The sequence below is a fragment of the Natronomonas sp. CBA1123 genome (assembly GCF_009741925.1).
Lineage (GTDB): Archaea > Halobacteriota > Halobacteria > Halobacteriales > Haloarculaceae > Natronomonas.
On sequence record NZ_WPCC01000009.1, the window covers coordinates 1 to 16,802 of the forward strand.

At 61.5% G+C, this 16,802-nt stretch carries 13 protein-coding genes and 1 pseudogene; 5 read left to right on the forward strand and 9 right to left on the reverse strand.

From position 1 onward, the window contains the following. The 4 genes from sufB to GJ631_RS19440 all read right to left on the reverse strand — a co-directional run. The coding region (sufB, locus tag GJ631_RS06110; protein WP_156708301.1) for a Fe-S cluster assembly protein SufB at nt 1-1,005 on the reverse strand (1,005 nt) is incomplete at its 3' end. 349 nt (nt 1,006-1,354) lie between these two features. Beyond that, nucleotides 1,355-2,881: a PAS domain-containing sensor histidine kinase gene (locus tag GJ631_RS06115; protein WP_156708302.1), complete on the reverse strand. Its 1,527-nt coding sequence runs from the start codon at nt 2,879-2,881 to the stop codon at nt 1,355-1,357. A 222-nt stretch (nt 2,882-3,103) separates the two neighbouring features. Next, nucleotides 3,104-3,310: a cold-shock protein gene (locus tag GJ631_RS06120; protein WP_008418277.1), complete on the reverse strand. Its 207-nt coding sequence runs from the start codon at nt 3,308-3,310 to the stop codon at nt 3,104-3,106. 92 nt (nt 3,311-3,402) lie between these two features. Beyond that, nucleotides 3,403-5,859, reverse strand: a complete 2,457-nt coding sequence (locus GJ631_RS19440; protein WP_156708303.1) for a bacterio-opsin activator domain-containing protein — start codon at nt 5,857-5,859, stop codon at nt 3,403-3,405. 347 nt (nt 5,860-6,206) lie between these two features. Between GJ631_RS19440 and GJ631_RS06130 the strand changes: the two genes are divergently transcribed. Both GJ631_RS06130 and GJ631_RS06135 read left to right on the forward strand, forming a co-directional pair. Further along, nucleotides 6,207-7,508, forward strand: a complete 1,302-nt coding sequence (locus GJ631_RS06130) for a TIGR00341 family protein (RefSeq protein ID WP_156708304.1) — start codon at nt 6,207-6,209, stop codon at nt 7,506-7,508. 55 nt (nt 7,509-7,563) lie between these two features. Next, the gene (locus GJ631_RS06135) at nt 7,564-8,415 is read left to right on the forward strand and encodes a universal stress protein (protein ID WP_156708305.1); all 852 of its coding nucleotides are present in this window, start codon (nt 7,564-7,566) and stop codon (nt 8,413-8,415) included. A 52-nt stretch (nt 8,416-8,467) separates the two neighbouring features. Here the strand turns inward: GJ631_RS06135 and GJ631_RS06140 are convergent, their stop codons facing one another. The 4 genes from GJ631_RS06140 to GJ631_RS06155 all read right to left on the reverse strand — a co-directional run bounded on the left by GJ631_RS06140 (nt 8,468) and on the right by GJ631_RS06155 (nt 14,534). Next, a complete protein-coding gene (locus GJ631_RS06140; protein ID WP_156708306.1) occupies nt 8,468-10,474 on the reverse strand; it encodes an SLC13 family permease in 2,007 nt (668 codons plus the stop codon). Between the two features lie 87 nt (nt 10,475-10,561). Next, nucleotides 10,562-11,557: a cytochrome d ubiquinol oxidase subunit II gene (locus tag GJ631_RS06145; protein WP_156708307.1), complete on the reverse strand. Its 996-nt coding sequence runs from the start codon at nt 11,555-11,557 to the stop codon at nt 10,562-10,564. Next, the gene (locus GJ631_RS06150) at nt 11,550-12,998 is read right to left on the reverse strand and encodes a cytochrome ubiquinol oxidase subunit I (RefSeq protein WP_156708308.1); all 1,449 of its coding nucleotides are present in this window, start codon (nt 12,996-12,998) and stop codon (nt 11,550-11,552) included. The genes GJ631_RS06145 and GJ631_RS06150 overlap by 8 nt, the downstream gene beginning before the upstream one ends. A 282-nt stretch (nt 12,999-13,280) precedes the next feature. Beyond that, nucleotides 13,281-14,534: an MgtC/SapB family protein gene (locus tag GJ631_RS06155; protein WP_156708309.1), complete on the reverse strand. Its 1,254-nt coding sequence runs from the start codon at nt 14,532-14,534 to the stop codon at nt 13,281-13,283. 167 nt (nt 14,535-14,701) lie between these two features. Here GJ631_RS06155 and GJ631_RS06160 point away from each other — a divergent pair, with 167 nt between their 5' ends. The 3 genes and pseudogenes from GJ631_RS06160 to GJ631_RS06170 all read left to right on the forward strand — a co-directional run bounded on the left by GJ631_RS06160 (nt 14,702) and on the right by GJ631_RS06170 (nt 16,517). Beyond that, nucleotides 14,702-15,079 carry a metalloregulator ArsR/SmtB family transcription factor gene (locus GJ631_RS06160; RefSeq protein ID WP_156708310.1) on the forward strand — a complete coding sequence of 126 codons (378 nt, stop codon included), beginning with the start codon at nt 14,702-14,704 and terminating at the stop codon, nt 15,077-15,079. Beyond that, nucleotides 15,072-15,921: pseudogene (locus GJ631_RS06165) on the forward strand (arsenite methyltransferase). The gene GJ631_RS06160 and the pseudogene GJ631_RS06165 overlap by 8 nt, the downstream one beginning before the upstream one ends. Before the next feature lie 176 nt (nt 15,922-16,097). Beyond that, nucleotides 16,098-16,517, forward strand: coding sequence for a CBS domain-containing protein (locus GJ631_RS06170; RefSeq protein ID WP_156708311.1), 420 nt, complete (start codon nt 16,098-16,100; stop codon nt 16,515-16,517). 103 nt (nt 16,518-16,620) lie between these two features. Here the strand turns inward: GJ631_RS06170 and GJ631_RS18505 are convergent, their stop codons facing one another. After that, entirely contained in the window at nt 16,621-16,770 is a 150-nt protein-coding gene (locus GJ631_RS18505) for a hypothetical protein (protein ID WP_197424867.1), read from the reverse strand. Nucleotides 16,771-16,802 lie beyond the last annotated feature (32 nt).

A 16,802-nucleotide genomic window follows, 5' to 3' on the forward strand; every position in this document is an offset into this window, starting at 1 on the left:
GTTCTGGCCCTCGCCCGCGAACGCGATGGTGATGTGGTTGTCCGTCGCGCCTGGCCCTTTCAGAATCGTCGACGGATACAACATCGTCGCCTTCGACCCCATCGAACCGGAAATCCACTCCATCGTGGCGTCCTTCTCGGCGATAGCGCGTTTGGTGTTGAGGTTGTAGGTGTTCTTCGACCAGTTCTGGACGGTCGAGTACTGGACGTGGGCACCCTCCTTGACGAACACTTCCACGCCGCCGGAGTGGAGGTTGAACGCCGAATACTTCGGCGCCGAACAGCCCTCGATGTAGTGGACTTCGGAGTTCTCCTCGGCGATGATGAGGGTGTGCTCGAACTGGCCCATCCCCTCGCTATTCATCCGGAAGTACGCCTGTACCGGCATCTCGACGGTCACGCCTTCAGGCACGTAGACGAACGAGCCGCCGGACCAGATGGCGCCGTGCAGCGCGGCGAACTTGTTGTCGCTCGGCGGCACACACTTCGTCATGAAGTACTCACGGACGAGGTCTTCGTGCTCTTGGACAGCCTCATCCATGTTACAGAAAATGACACCCTTCTCTTCCCACTGCTCCTGCATGTTCTGGTAGACGACTTCAGACTCGTACTGGGCACCGACGCCCGAGAGGGCGTTCTTCTCGGCTTCTGGAATACCGAGTTTGTCGAATGTATCCTTGATATCGTCCGGCAACTCTTCCCAGTCGTCGACGCCTGCACGCACGTCGACGTCCGGCCGAATGTACGGAACGATTTCGTTGACGTCGACTTCCGAAAGGTCCGGTTGCCCAGGCCAGTCGGTCGGCATCGGCATTTCTTGGAACTGTTCGAGGGCACGGAGACGCCGTTCGAGCATCCACTCCGGTTCGTCCTTGTCCTCGGAGATGATGCGGATGGTCTCCTCGGTGAGACCCTTCTCGGTCTGGAAGGCGGAGTTCTCCTCCTTTTTAAAATCGAATCGCTCTTCAGAATCAGTCTCCCGAAGATGCTCTTGATCTGAGCTCATCAATCTTGCTTCGTAGTATGAGAAAATAAGACTAGGGTAGACAAACCATATTTTGTAACTAAAATAGGTTTCATCTGCATCGCAAAGGAATATCTAGTGATTGCAAAAGCTTACCATCACGGTGAAAAGTACATCTTCAATCGTGTCTCACAGACCAGGGAACAGGTGGTGAATTCGACGTGTGCACAGCCCCCGTTTTCCGCCTCAGCAGCGGGGCGGTCGTACTGACCTTTCAAAAGGCCAACAGCGATGCCAGCAACCCGAGGACGAGTATCGCAACGCCAACCGAGTACAGCCACAGAAGAGCGCGCTGAAGAATCATCGACAGTTGGCGAGGCTACCAGCCATCTCAGGCGTCTCGGAGGGTCTCGACACCGGTTATTTCGAACCGCGCGCCGCCGGCGTCGGCGTCGGTCGCGTGAACGGTCCACTCGTGGGCCTCGACGACCTGTCTTACGATAGCGAGGCCGAACCCGGTTCCCTCGGCGTCGGTCGTGTACCCCGACTCGAACAGACACTCGGGGTCGGTCGACCCGAATCCGGACCCGTCGTCTTCGACGTAGAACCCCTCCTCGAGGGAACCGACCTCGATGGTGAGTTCGTCTCCGGCACCGCCGGTCTCGCCGTCTCGACCCGTCGAGCCGTGTTCGACGGCGTTGCGGAACAGGTTGGTGAAGACGTCCTGCAACCGGTCGGCATCCGCATCGACGACGGCGGCATCGAGGTCGTCGTCGACGCGCAGTGTGGCCTCGGCTGTCGCCACGCTCTCCCACGCCTCGGCGGCGACCGCCGGCACCGAGGCGGCAGTCGGGTCGCTGATGACCTCGCCCATTCGCGCGAGTGCGAGGAGGTCGTCTATCATACATCGCATCCGGTCGTGAGCCGAATCGACGCGCTCGAACGCAATCGAGTCGCCGGAGGCCTCGGCTTCCTCCAGCCACCCGTTGGCGATGCCGAGCGGGTTCCGCAGGTCGTGGGCCAACATGGACGCGAACTCGTCCAGTCGGTCGACCTGCCGTTCGAGGTCGCGCTTGTAGGCGAGTTCGTCGGTGATGTCCCGCAGAATCACGATGTGTTCGGCGCAGGCGTCGGCCGCGGTACTGTCGTCGAGTGTCCCGCTGAGCCGACACTCGGCGTGGCGCGTGCCGTCCGCCGACTGGTAGGTGATGGTTCGTCGGTCGTCGGCGGCGTCGGCCACGGCAGTCATCGCGTCGACTGCGGCGTCGTCGAACGCCTCGAACTCGTCGAGTCGTCGACCGTTGGCCGCCTCCCTCGATATACCGAGGAACTCCCGGAAGGCGGCGTTGGAGTCGGTGGCCGTGCCGTCGGCGGTGACGACCAACGCCGGGTCCGGGCCGGTCTCGAACAGCGTCCGGAACCGGTCTTCGCGTTCGGCCACCGCCCGGGAGAGCCGTCGTCGGTCCAACAGCCCACTGATTCGGGCCTCGAGAACCGCCTTCTGAGTCGGCATCGAGACGACATCGTCGACCCGTTCGTGGACATCGGGGACGGTACTTGTCGTCTCGGGGACGAACAGCAACACGGGCTGGAACGACCGCCGGAGGTCGCTCTTGTAGTCGGTGAGCCACTGTTCGTGTCTCGCGTACGACGCGCCGTCGAGAATCAGGAGGTCGATGTTGTCGGCTGCCTTCGTCGGCGAGACGTCCGCGAGTCGAAGCGTCACGACGTCGTACGTCCGGGCGAGCCACTCGCTCAGCAGCGTTCGGTTTCGCTCGTCGACCATGGCGATGCCGATTCGCGGGACGTACTCGCCAGACCGCGGTTCAGTCGTCTCGCCAGCAGGCGCTCGCGCGCTCGTGTCCCCACCCCTCTCGCCGGGAGTCCCGTCCCCCCGGCCGATTTCCGTTTCACTCATCTGTTCGTACGCGAACGGAGGTGCTCTCGGCGGATACCGATGGCCACTAAATTGATGCCACCACGTCGAAGGTGGGGCTTTGTATATAGGTGGTGGCGTCGAAGGGCTCCGAGGAAGCACTACTGTGTTGCGGTCAGTGTGGAGATAGCGTCAGCTACGGGGGTGTAACCGTCCAAAGAATCGAGATTGTTGTCCGTCGCTTACAGCGACGGGTGTGTCTTATTACTGCCGAACGACGTTCGCTGCGCGAGGCCCCTTGGGCGAGGACTCGATGTCGAACTCGACCTCAGTACCTTCCGTGAGGTCTTCGCCGCCGACATCCTCCATGTGGAAGAACACGTCTTCGTCGTCGTCGAGGTCGCCGTCGTCAGTCGAGATGAAACCGTAGCCGCCTGTGTCGTTGAAGAAATCAACCTTACCGTTTGCCATTACAAACAAATGGAGAGTTCAGTTACGGATAACCCTTCCGAGGGTCGAGGTACCACGACTCTTCACCGACGTTCGTCCGTATCGCGAACCGTTTACTCAACGGTTCGGTCCTCGTAGAGCAACTCCAGCAGGTTTCGCTGGCTTGCTCGGAGGTGGTCGCTGAACGTTGGTTGTGAGATGCCGATGGACTCGGCGATTTCGCCCCCCGTCCGTCGGCGAGGCTTCTCGAAGTACCCGCTGAAGTACGCCGTTTCGAGGATTTCCCGTTGCCGGTCGGTGAGGCGGTTCTCGACGGTCGTCAGGAACGTCTGCCGGGGGCGGACGCTCCGTTCGTGGTCGCGTCGGCTGCGCAGTTCAACGTCGCCGAACTCCGCGGCCAGCATCTCGATGAACCGCCTGACATCGGCGCCCGCTGGCAGTTCGACGACGAGTCGCCCACTGTCGTGAGACAGCGTAAGCGAACGAGGGACGGCGCCGTGGTCGATGAGCCAGAACACGACGTTGTCATCGGCGACGACACACTCGACGGTACAGGCATCCTCGCGTCGGCCAAGCAGTTGGACGCTGTGAACCGTTCGGGTTCGCTCAGTGAAGGCCTCGACGGCGTCCGGCGAGACGCCCTCGAACGTCGAGATAATCCGGTAGGTGTCTTCCTCCGCGGGAATGGTCGCCTCGAGTTCGAAGGTGCGTCCCGACTCCGCTTCGAGGAACTCGACGAGCGGATACGCCGAGGCCTCCCACTGCAGTTCCAACTCCAGTTCGACGACCGAATCGCTCACGAGCGCCCGTTTGCTCTCGATGGCGTTGATGGCGTGAGCGACGAGGTCGCTCAACTCCTCGAGAACCTCTCGTTCGTCGTCGTCGAACACCTCCGGCTGCGTCGAGTAGATGTTGAGAATGCCGTAGAGGCTGTCGCGATACACCAACGGTAGCGAGATGCCCGCCCGATAGCCACGTTCGAGTGCGGCCTCACGCCACGGTTCGAACGGCGGGTCGGTGAGGGTGTCGTCCACCACCTGTGACTCGTGGGTCCGAATCGCTCGGCCCGCCGGACCCTGTCCCGTCTCGCTGTCGTCGGCCGAAATCGAAACCGCATCGAGATAGCCCCGTTCGTCGCCAGCGGACGCCCGCGGCCGGACCGCTCCCGTCGACGGTTCGTGCTCGCCGACCCACGCGAGCGTGTAGAGGTCGGTGTCGACGAGTTCCCGACAGACGGCCGTCTCGATTTCCGCCCGCGTCGATGCCCCGACCAAGCCCTTGGCGACGTTGCGGACGACGCTGTTTATTCGTTCGAGTCGACCGAGTCGCTCGTTTTGCTCCGCCAGCAGCGTCTCACGCTGGCTGAGAAGCGACTCCCGCTCGATGCGGTCGAACATCGCCCGCAGGTTCTCGGTGAGGATTTCGACGAAGTCGCACTCCCCGGCGTCGGCACCGACGACGAGGACGCCGTGGCGACCCAGCGGTTCGAGATACACCTGTTCGACGGGTGCCTCCCCCTCGAGTATTCCGTCTCCGGGATTCTCGACGACGTTCGCGTCGCCCGAGAGGAACACCTCCCACGCGAGGCCCCCGTCCTTCGGGAGGAGTGCCGCGTTGTCGAGGTGCGTTTGAGCGCCCGCCGTTTGTGAAACCGGTCGTAACTCCCCGGTCTCCTCGTCGAGAAACAAAACCGCAGTGACTGGGAGGTTCAGTTCCGCTTCGGCCGCACCGACGAGGCTCTCGGCAATCGACGCCTTCGTTTCGCTTTCGATCCACTCCGCGAGGAGTTCGTTGAGGCGTTCGAGTCGCCGTTCCTGGGTCCGCAGCGCCGTCACGTCGACGGCGACGGCCTGTCCGATTCGCTCACCCTGAAAGCGACCCGGCGCCGTGGCGATGCGGACGTGTCGAATCTCCCCGTCGTCGCGAACGAGGCGCATGTACGTCGGGCCGGTCGCTATTTCCTCCGTGACGATTTCGGCGAGTTCGGATTCGGCGATTTCCTGATCCTCGGGGTGGATGAACTCGAATATCGACCGGCCGATGAGCTCCGACCGACTCGAAAGTCCGAGCAACTCGACGACGGCGTCGTTGCCCCAGAGCGTGGTTCCGTCCTCGTCGAAGATGTTTATCGGCGCCGGCGACGTCTGGATGAGGTTCCGATACCGGCCGGTCTCCTCGTCGGGGGAGTCACGCTCGGCCAGACACGCCTCCAGTCGACTGACGAGTACCGCCGGCGATTGGTCGCTCCCGACGTAGCCGCTTGCGCCTTCCGCGAGAGCTTTACCGGCGATTCGCTCCGAACCGTCCGCCGGAGACAGCACCACCGGGAGGGTCGCGAACCGTTCCCGAACCGACTGAACGAGGTCGACACCGGTCGATTCGGGGAGTTCGTACGCAGTAACGACTGCATCGACCGACCCCTCCGCGATGGCGTCGAGACACGCCGCGGCGGTGTCGGCGGACTCGACATCGAACCCCACCTCCGAAAGCGCCGCCCGCGTGGACGAACGCTGGTCTTCTGGACCGCCAACGAAGACGAGACGAGGTGACCTAGTGTGAGTATTAGTCACAAATATCTCTCTTAAAGATGTTGTGTGGCTGTCGTTATATTAATTATGGGCAGTTGGGAGAGCCAGTCACCCACCACTGGCAGCGAGTCAATAGTCGTGATTTCGGCGTCGGAGAGGGCTCAGAGCGGGTGACAGCGAAATCAGGCCCTATCGAACGGCGGGCAGTCGGTTCCTCCATGCGGCATACAGCACCTCGCCGACGTCCACAGTATTCTGTCTCTACAGCCTCGTACCAAGCGCCCTAACGACCCCAGATTCGGCTTAGAACGGTCACCATCCTTCGATATCGGTAGGAGGCACCACCGGACGGGAGACCATTTATCGGGTACGGGTGAGTTGTAGCACCCATGGCTCGGCTCGTTTTTGTGACTGTCCCCGTCGGGAAGCAGGACGCTGTTCTCGATGTTCTGGACGATGAAGACATTAGTTATACGCTCACTGATGAGACGAGCAACCGTGAATACACGTGTGCCGTTCATTTCCCGCTCCCGACGAACGCTGTCGAACCCGTTCTGGAGCGTCTCCGGGAGACGGGCATAAACGACGACGCGATTACGGTGACGGTCGAGACACAAACCGTTGTTTCACGCGATTACGACGAACTCGAGGAACGGTTCACGGAAGACGAAGAGAGTCCGGAGCAGATTGCCCGCGAAGAACTCCAAAGTGCTGCTGAGGAACTCGTCCCAGTGTCCATGCCAATATATGCTGGCATGACGATCGTGAGTGCGATCATTGCGACGGCAGGATTGCTTCTGGATTCTGCTGCGGTCGTCGTCGGGTCGATGGTAATCGCACCGCTCATTGGCCCCGCAATGGCTACAAGCGTTGGCACGGTCTTCCGGGACCGCGACCTCTTTAGAGACGGTGTCAAGCTGCAAATCATCGGGGCGATCCTCACAATAGCGAGTGCCGCTCTTTTCGCGATTCTCATCAGAACAGGGAATCTCGTCCCACCTGGATTAGATATTCTGTCTATCTCGCAAATCCGAGAACGATTTCGGCCGGATGTTCTGTCACTCGTGGTTGCCCTCGGGTCCGGTGTCGCTGGCGTGATTAGCCTTGCTTCGGGCCTCTCATCGGCCCTCGTTGGCGTCATGATCGCAGTAGCACTCGTCCCACCCGCAGCGACAGTCGGTATCGCCATTGCGTGGGGGAATACAGCACTCGCCGTGGGCTCCAGCGTGTTGCTCCTCGTTAACGTTTTGTCGATCAATCTCGCCGCACTCCTTGTACTCTGGTATATGGGATACCGGCCTGAGAGTTGGTTCCGTATGGAGCAGACCAGAAAGACGTTCGCCAAGCGCGTCGGCGTTCTCCTGATTAGCATTCTGATCCTTTCTGCATTCCTCGGAACTGTTACGCTCTCCTCGTATCAGACTGCCACTTCCGAGCAATCGATTCAAAATGATATCCAGTCGATTCTCGATGAACCGGGTTATTCAGAGTTCGTTCTACTCGAGGTCCAGTTCGAATATTCGGAGAATCTCATCGCCCAGCGCCCCTCCAAGGTAACTATCTTGGTCGGTGCTCCTCGAGGAGAAGCCCCGCCAGAACTGGGTAATCGATTGAACACCCGTATCGATGAGCTTGCAGGTCGCAACGTAGCTGTACAGGTTCGATACCTGACCGTTCAAGAACCAGGGTAGGGGGAGGGGAACCGTTTATCGCAACAACGTCCAATAGCCCAGTTAAATACCAGTCATGTTCCAACGCATTCTACTACCGACTGACGGCAGTGAAGCCTCGTCGAATGCAGCTGAAGCAGCTGTTTCACTCGCCGATCAGTTCGACGCGGAACTACACGTTATTCACGTCCTTGAACCCGACCAAACCGCCACTGGTACTGGTGGTGACAATACCACCGCCCGAGATGGCGAGGAAGCAGTACAAGCGGCTATCGAATTGGCTGCCTCTTCTGATGTCGAGGCTACGAAGGTGGTCATTGAAAAAACAAAGTCGATTCATCAAGAGATTCTCACCTACACTGACGAGCATAGTATCGACTGTATCGTGCTGGGAACCCAGGGCAGGAGTGGACTCAGCCGGATTCTCCTCGGAAGCGTTGCCGAACAGACCCTACGCGAGTCTCCCGTACCAGTTATGACTGTTCACGAGGAGACAGTTATCGATCCGGACATCAGCTCAATACTCGTTCCCACCGATGGCAGCGAGTGTGCACAGACTGCTGTTGATCAAGCGGGTAAACTGGCGAGGTCGGTCGACGGGACACTGCACGTCATCTACGTCGTCGAGACGGGACAAGTAATCAACGGCGATAGAGTCCGAAGACTACGAGAAGCGCTCGAGGAAATCGGTGAGAAGGCACTCGACCTCGCCCTCGAGCAGGTCCAATCGTCGACGTACTTGCCGACTGAAACTTCGATGCTGAATGGTCCGCCCTATCTTGAGATTGCCAGATATGCGGCGGAGCACGATGTCGATTGTATCGTAATGGGGACTCACGGCCAAAAGGGCATACGTCGGTTCGTCCTCGGTAGTACTACCGAACGTGTTATTCGCCGTGTTGATGTACCCGTCATCTCAGTGAAGTAGGTTTGTCAATACAGACTCCCGAAGGCCACAGGCATCCGAACGTCCGCTAAAGTCACAGGCCCCAGAAAAACGCGATGCCAACAGTCGTCACGACAGTTAGTATCAACTGTAACGGTGCGCCGACGCGTGCGAAGTCCGTGAATTTGTAGCCGCCCGGCCCGTAGACCATCAGGTTCGTCTGGTAGCCGACAGGAGTCAGTAACGGGGTGCTGGCCGCGAAGGTCACGGCCATTACGAACGCGAAGGGGTTGGCGCCGAGTTGGCCGGCAACTTCGACCCCGATTGGCAGCAGCAACACGACGCTGGCGGAGTTGCTGACCATCTCCGTGATAATCGCAGTCCCCAGGTAGAACAGCCCCAGAACCGCGATTACGGGCAGGAGTACGCTGCCGGAAACGACGAGGTCGGCGATGAGGGCCGCCGTCCCGGACGTCTCGACCGCGATGCCGAGTGGGATGACACCTGCCACCATGAAGATTACCTCCCAGTCGACGGCCTCGTACGCCTCCTCGGGCGTGAGGATGCCCGTGAAGAACATCGCCGCGACGCCGGTCAATGCACTCACCATGAGCGTGAGGACGTCAAGTGCCGCGAGTCCGAGGGCGCCGGCGAGGATTCCCAGCGCGATGGGGATCTTCGACCGGTCGAAATCCTCCCATCTGTCCTCGCCCGCGATGGCGACGTTCGTGTCCCTCGCGATGCGGTCGAGCACTTGGTCGGGCGCTTGGACGAGGATGACATCGCCGGCCTGTAACCGGACCTCTCGGAGACGCTGGCGGATCACCTCGTCGCCGCGCCGGATCGCCAGCACTGTCACGTCGTAGTCGCGCTCGAAGTCCGCGACACCGCTGCGCCGACTCGACCAGGGGCCGGGCAGTAGCACGACTTCGGTGAGTTCGATCTCCTCGTCGGGAGCCTCTTCATCCGTCTCGTCGCCGTCCTCTTCTGTGTCTTCGCTAGACGTCTCGGCCTCGGCGAGGGAGTCGGTGGATTCCGCTTCGGACGGCTCCCAGCCGTGACGGCGTGGCGAGAAGCCGGGCGGGAAGGAAGGATCGTCCTCCGTGGCCGCCTCCAGAACCTCCGGTAACAGCTGCAGGTGCTCCTGCTCGATGACCTCCTGGAGGGTCTCCTGGTCGGCTCTGACGGAGAGGACGTCGCCGGTCTGGATCCGTTCGGATCCGAGTCCGCGGGCGAGCGTCCGGTTGCCTCGGACGATCTGGAACACGTCGAGATCGAGGTCCTGTTCGCTCAGTTCCCCGACCCGAGAACCGACGAGCGGCGAGTCCTCCATGACGACGACGTCGGTGAGGTAGTCGGTCATGCCGAACGCGTCGGTGGGCGATTCCGCCGGCTCGATCCGTGCCGGAGTGAGGTATCGACCCACAGTGAGCAGATACACGACCCCGACGAGCAAGACGATGGCACCCAGGTGCGTGAACTCGAGCAGCGCGAACGGCTGTGCGTCGGGACCACCCACCTGGACCCACACTTCGCTTGCCAAGAGGTTCGTTATCGTCCCGACGACGGTGAGCATGCCGCCGAGCATCGAGGCGAACGACAGTGGTATCAGGAGCTTCGAGGGCGACGTCTTCGTCTGCCGGGCGAGGTTCATTATCGCCGGTATCAACACGGCGACGACCGAGACGTTGCTGACGACCCCGCCGGGCGGCCCGGAGAGCGTGACCGTGGCGAGCAGCTGCCGGAACTCGTCATCCCCGGCGAACGCGATCAGTTTCCGCGTGAGAATCTGGATAACGCCGGTCCGTCGGACGCCTTCGCTCAGGACGAACATCGCCAGGACGGTGAGCGTCGCGGGATTCGAGAATCCAGAGACCCCCTGCGCTGGCGACACGCCGGTCCACTCGCCGAGGAGGACGAGGGCGACCATGAGGCCGACCGCGGTGGCGTCGATCGGTACCGGCTGGGTGACGAAGAGGACGAAGACGATAGCGATGATGGCCAGTACGACGACCACGTCGGTCGAGACAGGAAGCTGCACAGGGAGTAGCTGTAGCGGCCATCCGGCACTCAAAGAGAGAAAGAAAAAGATAGAACTCATTTATTCGTTGTCCCTGAAGCTTGCTTGGATGATTACATAGAATTTTGGTTCTCTCGTGGGTCCAGATGCTCGCTCCCGGCGATTGTGTCACCCGCCGTAGCCCTCGCCCTCGATTGGGCCGCTGAACACGCCGTAGAGGAACTTGAAGTACCACAGCACCAGCAGCAGCACCGGGAACCCGAGGACGGTCACGAGGTTCAGCGCCAGCGGCGACACGACCGCTTCCCTGACCAGCAACCCGGTCGGCGGATAAATCGTCGGGTACAGCAGCACTGCGACCAACATCGTCAACAGTGCGGGGAGCGCCAGCGCGCTCGCCAGCCAGGCACGGTACCAGCCGCGTCTGGCCAGCACGCTCCCGCCCAGCCCCACAACGACCGAGAGGACGACGATTGTAGCCACGGGAAGCGAGAGCACCGCGTCGGCAGCGCCGCCCGCGTCGGTCAGGACGACAGTTCCCAGCAGCACGACCACCCCGCCGAGGTACGCAACTGTCGCGCCGATACCGTACGCACGCAGTTCCGACGCCAGACCGGCCTCGGTTTTGGCCGCGAGGAACGCCGCACCCGTGACGACGGAGACGGCGACCAGACCGACGCCAGTCAGCACCACCGGCAGTGTCGCCCCGCCGAACAGCCAGCGGCCGGCGAGCATCCCGAACAGCAGCGGCGCGAACACGCTGCCGCCGACGAAGGCGTAGTCGGCGTAGCGCGTCCACCGTTCGTCGTCGCGCTGCTCGCGAAGTTCCGGGCCGAGTCCGCGGAACACCAACGCGAGGACGAACCCGATTGCGAGCAGATAGTTGTCCGCAAGGAGGCGAGAGTACACCCGTGGAAACGCCGCCAGCAGCATCGTCCCGAAGGCGACAATCCACACCTCGTTGGCGTCCCAGACCGGGCCGAACGCCGCCAGGAACGTCTCCCGCTCGTGTTCGTCCGTCCGGGTCGCGTACAGCATTCCGATACCGAAGTCGAAGCCGTCGAGGACGACGTACATCCCCAGTGCGAACAGCACAGCGCCGAACCATATCTCCGGCAGCGACTCGACGAGGTAGGCGTCGACGGGCAACAACGGGTCAGTCATCATCGCCCACCCCCGGAATCGGACCGTGCCAGCGGCCCTCACTCGACTCTCGGACACCGAGCGCCTGGAGTTCCTCCCGGACCAGCCACTTCAGGACGTACAGGGCTGTCAGCACCAACCCGACGTAGACGACGACGAACCCGACCAGGGTCAGTGTCGCCTCCGTCCCGGTTAGTATCGCTGAGACCGCCTCGCTGGTCCTGAGTTCGTCCTGGATGACCCACGGCTGGCGGCCGATTTCGGTGACGTACCAGCCGGTGAGCAACGCAGCGTAGCCGAATGGCGATGCAGCAATCATCGCCTTCAGGTAGCGTGTGCTGTCGGACAGCCGTCCGCGGTACGTGAGGTAACCGCCCCACAGCGCCAGCCCGATGAACAGGAATCCGAGTCCGACCATGAAGCGGAACGACCAGAACACGAGTGCTACGGGGGGGTTCTCCTCGTATTCGTTCAGTCCGATGACCTCGGTGTCGAAGTCCCCGCCACTGGCGAGGAACGACCCGACAGCGGGGAGACTCACGGTGACGAGGTTCTCTGCGCGCGGGTCGGTGAGTGCCTCGAGTGACTTCGGAAACGCGAGCAGGTGCAGGTCGGCCTGTCCTGTCTCGTAGTGGGCCTCCATCGCGGCGAACTTCTGTGGTTGGGTGTCCTCGACGTGGCGGCCGTAGGCGTCGCCGTGGACCGCCTGGAACGGGGCGGAAATAAGCAGGAGTACGACAGCCAGCCTGAGTGCGGTGTTCCAGGCTTCCGTGTCGGGCTTCTTCCAGACGATGTACGCCGAGACGCCCGCGACCAGCAGTGCGACCGAAATTACCGATGCGTTCATCATGTGAACGTACATCCAGGGGAGTCGCGGAGTGAGGAACGCGGCGATCGGATCGGTTAGTTGGGCGATCTCCATCCCGTTGCGGGTGACCATCTCGTAGCCCCGTGGGGTCTGCATCCAAGCGTTGACGACCAGAATCCAGAACCCCGACAGCCAGGCGCCGACGCCGACGAGGACCGACGAGAGAACGTACGTACGGTCCGTCACGCGGTCGCGGCCGTACAGCAACACGCCGAGAAAGACGGCTTCCAGGAAGAACGCCATCTTCGCTTCGAAGGCCAACGGACCGCCGATTAGCTCACCGGCCACCTCGGAGAACCGTGGGAAGTTCGTGCCGAACTGGAAGCTCATCGGAATCCCGGTGACAGTACCCATCACGAAGCCGACGGCGAACACCTTCACCCAGAACGAGCGCAATCGGGCATACTGCTGCTCGTTCGTCCGCACGTCTTTCCACGTGAAGTAGATAATAAATGGTGCGAGCCCGATCGAGAGGGACGCGAAGATGATGTGAACGGAGATCGTCCATCCGAACTGCATGCGGCTCGCGATCTCCGGAGCGAGCAACGCCGCCCACCCCGGTTCGACAGCACTCAGCAGTGTAATTGGGCCCATTCATCCTGCGCTACGGAACCCTATCTAATGAGTAGCCACGCGATTCCCACTGGGTAGTACCCAGCACAACAATAATATATTAGTAAGAACGTACCTTTTGTACACTTCTGAAAAATTCAGTTTTCTATATGTTAATATCAGTTGGGTAAAATGCGAAAGCGGTGGAATCGAACGTGTAGAGGCGACAATATCCGTTCCAGAAAATACATCCGGTGTCGTCTCAACCCCCAGCCACTGTAGGGATAGACCACTGTCCGCGCGAGTCCGTAGGACCCAGGCGGTTCAAACGAGGAGGAAAACCAGCCCACTCAGGACGACGACGCCGAGGACGATCGACACGAGCCTGCCCAATCTGTAGGAACCGAGCACCCACGCCAACACGGCCTTGACGAAGGTGTTGGCGATAGCCGCGATGACGATTCCCGTCGTGGCGACTTCCGTCGAGACGGCCCCCTCGGCTGCGAGTCGGCTCAGCGTTATCGTCATCGCATCGACGTCGGCGAGGCCGGAGACGAACGCCGTCGCGTACACGCCCGACGCTCCGAACCACTCGTTGGCGTATTCGGAGACGAGCAACACGGCCGCGAAGATGACCCCGAAGAGGAGCGCGGGCTGCAGTCGAAACGGGTTCTTGAGTTCCTCCGGTTCGACCGTTTCATCGGACGCAGTTCGCCAGTACAACACCCCGGCAGCAACCGCACCGACGGCGGTCATCGCTCCCAGCGGCACTGCGGCACTCGAGAGCAGGGCGGGGTTGACCACGGCGATTTCGATGAGTGCTCGGGGGAACATCACGATGGAGGCGGTGACGACCGCGAAGGCACAGACGTGATACAGCGTCTCGTTTTGGGTCGTCTTCTCCGCCATCGAGACCGTCGTTGCCGTCGACGAGACGAACCCACCGACGATTCCCGTGAGAGCGATTCCCCGTTCGGGGCCGAGCGTTTGTCCGAGCACGTACGCCACGAACCCGAGCCCAGTGACGAAGACGACCATCAACCAGATGAATCTCGGATTGAGGCCATAGAGGACGTCGAGCGACCGGTCGGGGAGTGCCGGCAACACGACGAGGACGACCAGGATGAACTTCGCCGACGCCCGCTGTTCGCTGTCGTCGATTCGGTCGACGAAGTCGTGTAGCGGGTCTTTCACCGAGAGCAGGACCGTGACGGCGCCGCCGACGATAATCGCGATGAGCGCGCCGCGGTCGGAGTGCATCACGACTGCACCGAGAACGGCCGTAAGGAGGGCGGCCACGAGCGTCGTCAAGCCGATATCGTCTTCGTACCAGATTTTCCCGAGGTACGCGACAGCGAGAGGCACGACAAGTATTCCGAGTGCCACGGGCAGCACCGCCGGGAAGAAGGCCTGAACGAGCGCTCCGTAGAGTGCGATTAGCGGGAACGTCCGACTCCCCGCGAAGGACCCCCCAGACTCGCTTTGCTCCCGTTCCAGACCGATGAGTGCCCCGAGCCCACCCGCGAGGAGGAGATGTAATATGAGTTCGCTGAGCGGCGCCGTTGTTGGGTCGACCATTACGTAGAGAATCCCATTCATACCTTTTCGGGGGAGCAGGAATCAGTTTCGGAACGCTAGTCGATGCGTAAAAACCGCCCTTGGGGAATCTGCTCGTCCAGCTACCGACACGTCGGGGGGTACCGCAACTACTATATTAGAATATGCTTATATTAGCACTTACTACTATGAGTCGAGATGAGACCGACCCTATCTCACGGGCCGAGCAGTCCGAGGGAACAGCCGGGACTGCCTGCTGTGCTGAAGTACCCAAAGTCGAGGAGGACACAGTCGTCGCTGACGTGCAGTTGCTGTCGGCGCTAGGCAACGACACCCGGTACGAACTGGTTCGTCGCATCCGCGCTGCCGAGAGCGACGTCTGCGTCTGCGACCTCGAAGCCGCGGTCGGCCTCAGTCAGAGCGCGGTCAGTCAGGCCCTCTCACGCCTTTACTCGGCGGGGCTGGTGACTCGCCGGAAGGAGGGGTCCTGGCGATACTACAGCCTGACCGACGACGCCGAACAGCTCGTCGAGACGTTTGACGCACTCAGGACCGACGATGAGTGAGACACCGCCCTCCGAGGACGCCTCGCCCGACCGCGACGCCGACGCACAGCGCCGCCTCGTCCGGGAGCGATACGCCGACATCGCTATCGACGACGGTGAGAGTTCCTGCTGTTCTGACACGGCAGGGAACGCGGACGCCTGCTGTGACGATTCGATGGGGACGGACAGCGAGCGACTCGGATACGCCGCCGACGATATCGAGGCGGTCGCCGGGGGGGGCGGACCTCGGCCTCGGGTGCGGGAATCCCAAGGCCATCGCCGACCTCGAGGCGGGCGAGACGGTTCTCGATCTGGGTTCGGGAGCCGGTTTCGACTGCTTCCTCGCCGCACGTGAAGTCGGTGACGAAGGCCACGTCATCGGCGTCGACATGACACCCGAGATGGTCGGAAAAGCTCGAGCGAACGTCGCGAAAAACGACGCGACGAACGTGGAGTTCCGACTCGGCGAAATCGAACACCTCCCCGTAGCCGACCGAAGCGTCGACGTCGTCATCTCGAACTGCGTCGTCAACCTCTCGCCGGCCAAAGCGCAGGTGTTCAGGGAGGCATTCCGTGTGCTGGCCCCCGGTGGACGGCTGGCCATCTCCGACGTGGTCCTGACCGCATCGCTTCCGGACGCCGTCCGGGAGGACCCGGACTCACTGGCGGCCTGTGTCGCCGGTGCATCGCCCATTGAGGCCATCGAACGGATGCTCAACAACGCCGGATTCGTCGACGTTCACGTCGCGCCGAAAGACGACAGTGCCGAGTTCATCAGCGAGTGGGACGACGAGCGCGACATGAGCGAGTACGTCGTCAGCGCGACTATCGAGGCCAGGAAACCGACGGCAGAACGGGCCTGACGGTTACGTCCGCTATCGGCGTAGGAAGCCGAGCCGAACACCTCGACGGATTCGGTGGGGCTGCGGAGGATTAGTACGTCAACACTTGGCATACGCACCGTGGTGATTCCTACCCAGTAGGAACGAAGGCCATCCATTACTCACGGGAGACCGTCTCTCCTTGTGGGTGACCACCAATGCCAATCGAAGACCTCGCTCGAAGCGACGCCGTGACGGCCGACCCGGAGACCTCCGTCACCGAACTCGCAGCGACAATGGACGAGGAGAACGTCGGAAGTGTCGTGATTACGAACGGCGAGACCGCCGTCGGAATCGTCACGGACCGAGACCTGGCCGTCCGCGTCATCGGCGAGGGAAGCGACCCGACCGAACAGACCGCCGAAGACGTGATGACCAGTGACCTCCAGACGGCCGAACCCGACGCCGGGTTCTACGAAGCCACGACGCTGATGGCGGACCACGGAATCCGTCGGCTCCCCGTCTGTGAGAGCGATACCCTCGTCGGAATCATCACCGCCGATGACGTGACGGAGCTCCTCGCCGACGAACACCAACAGCTAGGCGACATCATTCGCGGCCAGCGACCCGAGTACTGACTCCCGGCTCGTCGACCCGGTTGATGAAGCCGCGACGACTCCAGCCACCCCTACGGGGTGGGTTTTTGCGCTGTACCGGTTCGAACGCAGCTCGAACGAGCACTTACTCCGAATAGCCCTCTTGGAGGAACGCACCTTCCGTCTCGTATACGGAGACGAGTTCCTCGATGAATTCCTCGTGCGATTCGTCCTCCTCGAGGTGGTTATCCAGTCGTTCTTTGAGGTCGTCGCTGATTTCGAGTGTGTATGTCATGGTATGTCGTGTTGTGTGCCAACGTCTACTCT

Coding starts and splice junctions, on each gene's coding strand:
- GJ631_RS06115 (WP_156708302.1), bottom strand. CDS start 2,881: ATGAGTGAAACGGAAATCGGCCGGGGGGACGGGACTCCCGGCGAGAGG.
- GJ631_RS06120 (WP_008418277.1), bottom strand. CDS start 3,310: ATGGCAAACGGTAAGGTTGATTTCTTCAACGACACAGGCGGCTACGGT.
- GJ631_RS06130 (WP_156708304.1), top strand. CDS start 6,207: ATGGCTCGGCTCGTTTTTGTGACTGTCCCCGTCGGGAAGCAGGACGCT.
- GJ631_RS06135 (WP_156708305.1), top strand. CDS start 7,564: ATGTTCCAACGCATTCTACTACCGACTGACGGCAGTGAAGCCTCGTCG.
- GJ631_RS06140 (WP_156708306.1), bottom strand. CDS start 10,474: ATGAGTTCTATCTTTTTCTTTCTCTCTTTGAGTGCCGGATGGCCGCTA.
- GJ631_RS06145 (WP_156708307.1), bottom strand. CDS start 11,557: ATGACTGACCCGTTGTTGCCCGTCGACGCCTACCTCGTCGAGTCGCTG.
- GJ631_RS06150 (WP_156708308.1), bottom strand. CDS start 12,998: ATGGGCCCAATTACACTGCTGAGTGCTGTCGAACCGGGGTGGGCGGCG.
- GJ631_RS06155 (WP_156708309.1), bottom strand. CDS start 14,534: ATGGTCGACCCAACAACGGCGCCGCTCAGCGAACTCATATTACATCTC.
- GJ631_RS06160 (WP_156708310.1), top strand. CDS start 14,702: ATGAGTCGAGATGAGACCGACCCTATCTCACGGGCCGAGCAGTCCGAG.
- GJ631_RS06170 (WP_156708311.1), top strand. CDS start 16,098: ATGCCAATCGAAGACCTCGCTCGAAGCGACGCCGTGACGGCCGACCCG.
- GJ631_RS18505 (WP_197424867.1), bottom strand. CDS start 16,770: ATGACATACACACTCGAAATCAGCGACGACCTCAAAGAACGACTGGAT.